Annotated in this window: 1 protein-coding gene; it reads left to right on the plus strand. The window is 68.2% G+C overall.

From position 1 onward, the window contains the following. On the plus strand, nucleotides 1–620 hold a 620-nt coding region (locus tag J6500_RS31680), incomplete at both ends, for a PAS-domain containing protein (protein ID WP_225716606.1).

Genomic DNA, 620 nt, shown 5'->3' on the forward strand with positions numbered 1-620 from the left:
CGGCAGGGCATCGCGGTGTTCGACGCCGATTTGCAGCTGATCTGCTCCAACCGGCAGTTCGCCGAACTGCTGGCGCTGCCGCCACATCTGATGCAGCTCGGCATCCCCTTGCCCGAGATCCTCGAATTCATGGCCACGGTCAGCCCGCCGCCGTCCGGCGACAGCGAGAGCCTGCTGCAACAGCGCCTGCGCGCCTACACCACCGACGGCGAGCCCTATCTGGAGCGCTTCACCGACCGTCATCTGGTGGTCGAGGTGCGCACCAACCGGATGCCGGGCGGCGGCCTCGAAGCTCGGCGTCACGTCGGAGAAGGTGATGACAAGGCCGCCGAGGCGCTGGAGCGCGCCAATGCGACGCTGGAGAAGCGGGTGCGCGACCGCACCGAAGAGCTGACCCGGCTGAACTCCGAACTCGCACTCGCCAAGGGCATCGCGGAAGACGCCAACGCCTCCAAGACGCGCTTCCTCGCCGCCGCCAGCCACGACATCCTGCAGCCGCTCAACGCGGCACGGCTCTACGTCACGAGCCTGGTCGAGCGCCAGAACGGCGGCGAGGACTCCCGCCTGGTCGAGAACATCGACGACTCGCTCGAGGCGATCGAGGACATCCTGGGCGCGCT

It is taken from the genome of Bradyrhizobium semiaridum, assembly GCF_020329505.1.
Classification (GTDB): domain Bacteria; phylum Pseudomonadota; class Alphaproteobacteria; order Rhizobiales; family Xanthobacteraceae; genus Bradyrhizobium; species Bradyrhizobium semiaridum.